Source organism: uncultured Meiothermus sp. (assembly GCF_937863175.1).
Lineage (GTDB): Bacteria > Deinococcota > Deinococci > Deinococcales > Thermaceae > Meiothermus.
Genome location: NZ_CALMCQ010000370.1, coordinates 1 through 7571, shown reverse-complemented (window position 1 = coordinate 7571; position 7571 = coordinate 1). Strand labels below are relative to the sequence as shown.

Below are 7571 nucleotides of genomic sequence, written 5' to 3'. Positions count from 1 at the left end.
CCTTGCAACGGAGCGGCTTCAAACCCCGTCGTTCGATAGAACTTTTGATTTTTACCGCCGAAGAGCCCACCCGTTTTGGGATTGGCTGCCTGGGCAGCCGTGCGCTGGCTGGAATCTTGAACCCCGACTCACTGCGCCTTCTCAAGGATCAAGAGGGGCGTACCCTCGAGGAAGTTCGCTGGGAAGCGGGTTACATGGGCCGGTTGGAGGATGTGCAGCTTCCTGAGGGCTATTACTCGGCCTTTGTCGAGCTGCACATCGAGCAAGGGCCGGTGCTCGCGCAGGAACACGTGCCTTTGGCCATCGTGACCGCGATAGCAGCCCCGGCTTCGCTGCGGGTGGGACTGGAAGGTGTGGGCGGCCATGCCGGGGCGATGTTGATGCCAGATCGCCACGATGCGCTTTGCGCAGCCGCCGAGATCATCCTGGGAGTGGAAGCCTTTGCCCGGAACAGCGGAAGCATCAATACGGTTGCCACCACCGGTTTTTGCGAGGTCTACCCCAATGCGGTCAATAGCGTTCCCAGCCGGGTCAAGCTCGAGATAGATGTGCGTGACGTGGAGCAGTCCCGCCGCGACCAGGTCATCCGTAGCGTGATTCAAGGGGTAGAACAGGTCTGTACCCGGCGTGAAATCAAATACAGCGTCGAGATCATCAACGTAGACCCACCCGCCAAATCCGGTTCGGAAGTACTGAAAGCCCTGGTGGCTTCCTGTGGCGATGCCGGCGTCAAGTTCAAACCGATGGTGAGCCGGGCCTATCACGATTCGCTGTTCATGGCCCGTATTGCACCGACGGCCATGCTATTTATTCCCTGCCGTGAGGGTATCAGTCACCGTCCAGACGAGTACGCCTCCCCCGAAGATATCGCCAGGGGTACCTTCGTGCTGGCCCTGACGCTGGCCAGGCTTTCGATGGCGGAGGATAAGGGAAGTGCAAAGGATGAGGCGATGATCCTCAACGACTGAAGGGGGTGTAACGGGTGGAGGATCGAGAACCAGAGGCCAAAAGCCTTAAGTGCTGGACTCAGGATTACAAGCAGTGGAGATGGTTGTTAGAGCCTTTCCCAGGTTTATGCTGTACAGGCTCAGGTGTTGTCGGATCGTACACGGCTTCCTTTGCTCCGGGAATGTGAACTGGGTGGTACAAACGGTAGGTAGGCCTTGCGGCGTTTTCGTGGAAATGCTCTGTACAATGCCGATGTCCTTGCGCACAACTTTAGGGGATCGCCGCAAGCTCGATAAAACCCAAGCCAGTCTTGAGCTTCTGACCCACTGGTGCTCTGGTGCCGCAATTTTTGGCAGGGGTTCCCCTCATCCAGCTGCCCGATTTGCTCTGGAGCGGCTTGTTTGGTTTCTTACCAGACCACCGGCCTTGCCACGGACGCTCTCCAGAGCATCCGAACGGCGGCTCTGGCTCGATTTGTAAAGCTATGCACCGGTTCCTCACCCGGTGGGTTGTACAATGAGCGACCATAGGCAAGTAAAGTCCAGGAGGACTTGGGTGGGCCAAATTAGCTTTCTGTTGAATGGACAGACGGTTCGCGCTACCGGAGAAGACCCCCATACCACCGTGCTCTCCTGGCTGCGCCAGCAGGGCCTGACCGGGAGCAAAGAGGGTTGTGCCGAAGGGGAGTGCGGAGCCTGTGCGGTGCTGCTGTTGAGGCCCGACGGCCAGGGCTCGCGCTTCGAGGCCGTCAATAGCTGCCTGCTGCTGCTGCCCAGCCTGGCCGGTCAGGAGGTCTGGACGGTGGAGGGACTCGCCCAGGGGAATACGCTGCACCCGGTGCAAGAGGCCATGCTCCAGGGGGGTTCGCAGTGCGGCTACTGCACGCCGGGCTTTGTGGTCAGCATGGCAGCGGAGTATTACCGCAGAGATCGGGATGGATTCGACCTCGAGGCCCTCTCGGGCAATCTTTGCCGCTGCACCGGCTACCGCCCCATCCAGGATGCGGCCAACTCGCTCGGACAACCTCCTCAGGAAGATTCCCTGGCCCGGCGACTGACTGCGCCGGTGCCGGCTGTGAAATCGATGGAATATTGTCCTGAAACCAATGGGTCGCCAGTTCAAAGCCCTGGGCGTTATTACCGGCCGATCTCCTTGAAGGAACTGTTCCAGACCCTGACCGATCACCCCACCGCCAAACTGGTGGCGGGGGGAACCGACTGGGTAGTGGAGGTCAACCAGCGTTTTGCCAGGGCCGAGGTTCAGGTAGACCTGAGCCAGATTCCCGACCTAAAGACCCTCTCCTGGACGGATGTGTACGTCGAAATGGGTGCGGGGGTGACCCTCTGTGAGGCCGAGCGCTGGCTGCAAGGGCGCATTCCGTTGCTTGTGGAGTGGTTTCCGCTTTTTGCTTCCCGCCTGATCCGCAACCGGGCGACGCTGGGGGGGAACCTGGGCACCGCCTCGCCCATCGGCGACCTGCCCCCGGTTTTGCTGGCGTTGCAAGCGGAGCTGGTTCTGGTGGGGCCTGCGGGTGTACGGGTGGTGAATCTGCAAAGTTTCTTCAGCGGTTATCGCCAGACGGTGCTGGGGCCTGGTGAGGTTATCCAGGCTATTCGCATTCCCTTGCCGCTGGCGCCGCTGGCCCGCTTCTATAAGGTCGCCAAGCGCCCAATGGACGACATATCTACAGTGGCCGCAGCTTTCGCCTTGCATCTGGAGAAAGGACGGGTGCAGTCCATTCAGATAGGCCTGGGGGGGGTAGCGCCCACGCCGGTGCGGGCCTACAGGACCGAGGCTTTCTTAGTGGGCAGGCCCTGGGACGAGCGCACCGTGGGGGCGGCTGCCGAGGTCATACGCGCAGAGTTCAAGCCTATAGACGACCACCGTGGAAGTGCAGCCTACCGCACCGCCATGCTGGGGAGCCTGCTGCACAAATTTCACGCCGAGACCCCGGAGGTGCGGGTGTGAAGGTGATCGGTCAGGCCATCTCCCATGAGTCGGCCAGGGAACACGTTACGGGGCGGGCAGTGTACACCGACGATCTGCTGCCCCGTTACCCCCAGGCCCTCCACGCCTGGCCGGTGCAGGCCCCACACGCCCATGCCCACATCGTCCACCTGGATGTCTCGCCCGCTTATGCGGTACCGGGGGTGGTGCGGGTGCTCACGGTTTCGGATGTGCCAGGCCTCAACGACTCGGGCATCAAACACGACGAGCCCCTGTTCCCCTCCGAGGTGATGTATTACGGCCAGGCGGTGTGCTGGGCGCTGGCGGAAACCGAGGAAGCAGCGCGGCTGGGGGCTGGGCAGGTGGGGGTCGAGTACGAACCGCTCCCAGCCATTCTGACCCTCCAGGAGGCCATCCGGAAGGAGAGCTTTCAGGGCTCGAGGCTACACGCCAGGCGCGGAGATGTGGAACAGGGGTTAGAGTCCTCCGCTCGAGTGCTCGAGGGGGAACTCGAGCTCGGGGGGCAGGAGCACTTCTACCTCGAGACCCATGCTTCGCTGGCCGTTCTCGACGAGACCGACCATATCCTGGTTCATTCCTCGACCCAGCACCCCTCCGAGACCCAGGAGGTGGTGGCGCAGGTGTTGGGCCTGCCGCGCAACCAGGTCACGGTGCAGTGTATTCGCATGGGTGGGGGCTTTGGCGGGAAGGAAGTGCAGGCCAACCCCTACGCTGCCGTTGCGGCCTTGGGGGCTTTCCTGACCCGGCGCCCGGTGCGCGTACGGTTGAACCGCCTGCAAGACATCACCCTCACCGGCAAGCGCCACCCTTTCTACGCACGATGGAAAATAGGCTTTTCCGAAGACGGCCTTTTGCACGCTCTACGCATGGAACTCTTCTCCGACGGGGGCTGGTCGCAAGACCTGAGCGAAGCGGTGCTGGCCCGTGCGGTCTGCCACGCCGACAACGCCTACTACATCCCCCACATGGATGTGCGGGGCCGGGTCTGCAAAACCCACAAAACCTCCCAGACGGCCTTCCGGGGCTTTGGGGGGCCGCAGGGAATGGTCTTTATCGAAGAGGTACTCACCCGGGTGGCCCTGTCGCTGGGCTTGCCAGGAGAGGTGGTGCGGGAGCGGAATTTCTACGGAGTGCGGGGTGCTACCAGTAAAAATGTCAGCCATCTGGAAGTCATCACCACCCACTATGGCCAGGTCATCAAAGACCCCGAGCGAATGCCCCTAATCTGGCACGATCTGAAGGCCGAAGCAGCGTTTGACCGTCGCCGGGCCGAGACTGCCGAGTTCAATGCAAACAACCCCTACCGCAAGCGCGGTCTAGCCATCACCCCGGTCAAGTTTGGCATCTCCTTCAACCTTACTGCTTTCAACCAGGCTGGGGCGCTGGTGCTGGTCTACCCGGACGGCTCGGTGCAGGTCAACCACGGGGGTACCGAGATGGGGCAGGGCCTGCACACCAAAATGATGCAGGTGGCGGCCCAGACCCTGGGGGTTCCGCTGCAGTCCATTCGTCTGATGCCCACCCGCACCGACAAGGTGCCCAATACCTCGGCCACCGCGGCCTCTACCGGGGCCGACCTCAACGGCGGAGCGGTCAAGGACGCCTGCGAGCAAATCAAAGCCCGACTCGCGGTGGTAGCGGCTCAGAAGTTTGGGGTCAACCCTGCCGACGTGGTGTTTGAGGACGGCCAGGTCTGGAGCATCTGGAAACCCGCCGAAGGCCTGGGCTTTGCCGAGGTGGTCAGGGCCGCCTATACCCAGCGGGTGCAGCTCTTTGCCGACGGCTTCTACCGCACACCAGGCCTCTACTGGGACAAAACCCGCATGCACGGCCAACCCTTCCACTACTTCGCCTACGGCGCGTCGGTGAGCGAGGTGGAGGTGGATGGTTTTTCCGGCCAGTACACCCTGCGCCAGGTGGACATCCTGCACGATGCCGGCGACTCCCTCTCACCGCTGGTGGATCTGGGCCAGGTCGAAGGCGGTTTTATCCAGGGGATGGGCTGGCTTACGCTTGAAGACTTGCGCTGGGATGCCAGGGGTCAGGTAGCGACCCGCTCGGCCAGCACCTACAAGCTGCCCAGCTTTTCCGAGCTGCCTCCGGTGTTCAAGGTGCGGCTTCTGCCAAAAGCCACCGAGACCGGGGTGGTGTATGGCTCCAAAGCGGTGGGGGAGCCCCCCCTGATGCTGGCGATCTCGGTGCGCGAGGCGCTGCGCGACGCAATTGGAGCTTTTGGTTCTGGCTGTATCGTAGAACTGGCCTCTCCCGCTACGCCGGAGGCGGTGTACTGGGCTATCGAAAAGACTCGGGAAAAGACCCTGGTTTAAGGGGATTGATAAACTTAGTCCACTAGACTAAACTAAGTCTATGCCGAAGGTGGTTAATGTTCACGAAGCCAAGACCCATCTTTCGAGCCTGCTCGAACGGGTTCGCGCGGGAGAGGAGATCATCCTTGCGAAGAACGGCCAGCCTTACGCCCGCCTGATGCCGCTGGAGAAACCCAAAAAGCGCAAGCTAGGATCTATGAAAGGGCATGGGAAGGTGGACAAGGCCTTTTTTGAGCCGCTTCCCGAGGAGGAGTTGAAGGTGTGGGAGTGAGGGTTCTTGTGGATACCCACGTCTTCTTATGGGCGCTACTCGAGCCCGAACGATTGTCCAGGACTGCTCAAAGGCTACTGGAAGATCCACAAACCGGGATTGTCCTGAGCACGGCGAGCGCCTGGGAGATTTCGACCAAGCACCGCCTGGGAAAGCTCAACCAGGCAGTTTACCTGATTGAAAACTTCGATCATGCGGTGAATAGCCTTCAGGTTGAAGAGCTCCCGATTGCCCGTGCCCACGCACTGAAGGCTGGTGCGTGGCTGGTGGAACACCGCGACCCCTTTGACCGGATTTTGGCGGCTCAGGCTGCACTGGAGGGGTTGCCCCTCATAACCACCGACCCCACCTTCAAGGAGTTCTCCATCGAGATCATTTGGTAAGGGTGCCCATGACCAAGACCCTGGTTGTTCTGCTGGCCTTGCCCTGCTTAGGGCTGGGGGGTATCCAGGTTACTGCAACCAGCGAGCGGATGGCGCCTCACCGACCGGGGCGACCGCATCCGGGGCAGATCCTGGCAGCGCACCTGGCATTGGGGGTTGGGCCGGTTGGGAACGGGACTCTTTTGGTTGGGGGGTCTGGGTATCTCAGGGGGGGCGATGCGCTGGTTTGAGCACTTGAGCTATCTGGTGGCGCAAAGGGTGCCACTGGTCATGGTCACGTTAATCGCGGTGCGCGGCCACGCGCCCAGGGAGGCCGGGGCCAAGATGCTGGTGACGGCGGACGCGGCCTGTGACACCATTGGGGGCGGGAACCTCGAGGCAACGGCGGTGGAATTAGCCCGTCAGATGCTGGCTCGAGGTACGGCTACCACCCCTCAGATGCACACCATTCAGCTTACCGAACACGCCCCAGCCCAGTATGGCGTACAGTGCTGTGGGGGGGAGGTGACGATCTTGCTCGAGCAGGTCACCCCGACCAGGCCCGCCGTGGCCATCTTTGGGGTAGGGCATGTCGGGCTGGCCCTGGCCAGGGTGCTCTCGATCTGCTCGATTGAACTCTGGCTGGTGGACTCGAGGGCAGCGATGCTGTCACCAGACCGATTGAATCAACTTCAGCCGGCCTCCGCAATACTGCGCAATTGCCATGCTCCTATTCCCGAGATGGCGGTGCACGACCTTCCGGCAAATGCACATTTGCTGGTCATGACACATGATCACGCCGAGGATATTGCCATTCTGGACGCAGCCCTGAGGCGCCCCAATCTGGGTTTTATCGGCCTGATCGGCAGTAGCACCAAATGGCATAATTTTCAGCGAAAGCTCTTGCAACAAGGTTTTACCAGGAATGATCTAGAAAGAGTGACCAGCCCTATCGGCGTTCCTGGTATCGCCAGTAAGGCCCCCGAGGCCATTGCCATCGCTGCTGCCGCCCAACTGCTGGGCCTGATCTTTCCCGAAAACCTGCCGGGGCAGGAACCGGAAGCCACCGGCACGGAGGACGATATTAAACGTTAAGGTTTTGACCTGGGCGGGCCGAACCGCGGTGGGCCAGACAGAAACAGCGGGTTGAGAGGGTATGGCTTTGTTACGGGGAGTCAGGGTGCTGTCCCTCGACGAACCCAACCAGCGTGCTCCCTCGAGTGAAGCCGAATCCCTCTCGCTACCGGGTGCGGTGGGTCAGGCGGGCGGCCCTCGGGGTAGCTTTTGTCACTGCCGTGAGTCCCCTCGAGGCCTACGGCAATTCCGGCTTCTGCAGCACCGCGCCCTCGCTGGCACTGCTGACCAGCCCGGCATAGCGTGCAAACAGGCCGCCTTTGTAGTGCGGTCTGGGGGCCTTCCAGGCTTTGGCCCGCTTGGCGAGTTCTTTTTCCGCGACCTCGAGGTTCAGAACGCCCTGGTCGCAGTCAATCGAGATCAGGTCGCCGTCCCTGACCAGTGCGATGGGGCCGCCCACCTGGGCCTCGGGGGCCAGGTGCCCAATCATCAGGCCACGGGTTCCCCCGCTAAACCGCCCATCGGTCACCAGGGCCACCGACGGCCCCAGGCCTTCGCCCACCAGGGCCGAGGTTACCGAGAGCATCTCCGGCATCCCAGGCGCACCCTTGGGGCCTTCGT

Annotated in this window: 7 protein-coding genes; 6 read left to right on the top strand and 1 reads right to left on the bottom strand. The window is 61.7% G+C overall.

The window, feature by feature from the left end; all coding sequences use genetic code 11:
* From Q0288_RS13850 to xdhC, 6 genes are all read left to right on the top strand, one after another.
* Positions 1-968, top strand: a 968-nt coding sequence (locus Q0288_RS13850) for a hydantoinase/carbamoylase family amidase (RefSeq protein ID WP_299431473.1), incomplete at its 5' end; no start/stop codon positions are given.
* A gap of 535 nt (positions 969-1503) precedes the next feature.
* Entirely contained in the window at positions 1504-2916 is a 1413-nt protein-coding gene (locus Q0288_RS13845) for an FAD binding domain-containing protein (RefSeq protein WP_299431470.1), read from the top strand.
* On the top strand, positions 2913-5243 hold the full coding sequence (xdhB, locus tag Q0288_RS13840) for a xanthine dehydrogenase molybdopterin binding subunit (RefSeq protein WP_299431467.1): 2331 nt from the start codon (positions 2913-2915) through the stop codon (positions 5241-5243). The genes Q0288_RS13845 and xdhB overlap by 4 nt, the downstream gene beginning before the upstream one ends.
* A 40-nt stretch (positions 5244-5283) precedes the next feature.
* Positions 5284-5514, top strand: a complete 231-nt coding sequence (locus tag Q0288_RS13835) for a type II toxin-antitoxin system prevent-host-death family antitoxin (RefSeq protein ID WP_299431464.1) — start codon at positions 5284-5286, stop codon at positions 5512-5514.
* Positions 5511-5897 (top strand): type II toxin-antitoxin system VapC family toxin, encoded by a 387-nt coding sequence (locus tag Q0288_RS13830; protein WP_299431462.1) that lies wholly within the window; start codon positions 5511-5513, stop codon positions 5895-5897. Before Q0288_RS13835 ends, Q0288_RS13830 begins: the two co-directional genes overlap by 4 nt.
* A 216-nt stretch (positions 5898-6113) precedes the next feature.
* Positions 6114-6971 (top strand): xanthine dehydrogenase accessory protein XdhC, encoded by an 858-nt coding sequence (gene xdhC, locus Q0288_RS13825; protein ID WP_299431459.1) that lies wholly within the window; start codon positions 6114-6116, stop codon positions 6969-6971.
* Between the two features lie 217 nt (positions 6972-7188).
* On the opposite strand, the gene Q0288_RS13820 is transcribed toward xdhC, so the two are convergent.
* A partial coding sequence (locus Q0288_RS13820) for a dihydroxy-acid dehydratase (protein ID WP_299431456.1) occupies positions 7189-7571 on the bottom strand: 383 nt, incomplete at its 5' end.

What these genes read in the sequence shown, in the direction of transcription:
- Q0288_RS13835 (WP_299431464.1), top strand. Translation starts at nt 5,284, where the DNA reads ATGCCGAAGGTGGTTAATGTTCACGAAGCCAAGACCCATCTTTCGAGC.
- xdhC (WP_299431459.1), top strand. Translation starts at nt 6,114, where the DNA reads ATGCGCTGGTTTGAGCACTTGAGCTATCTGGTGGCGCAAAGGGTGCCA.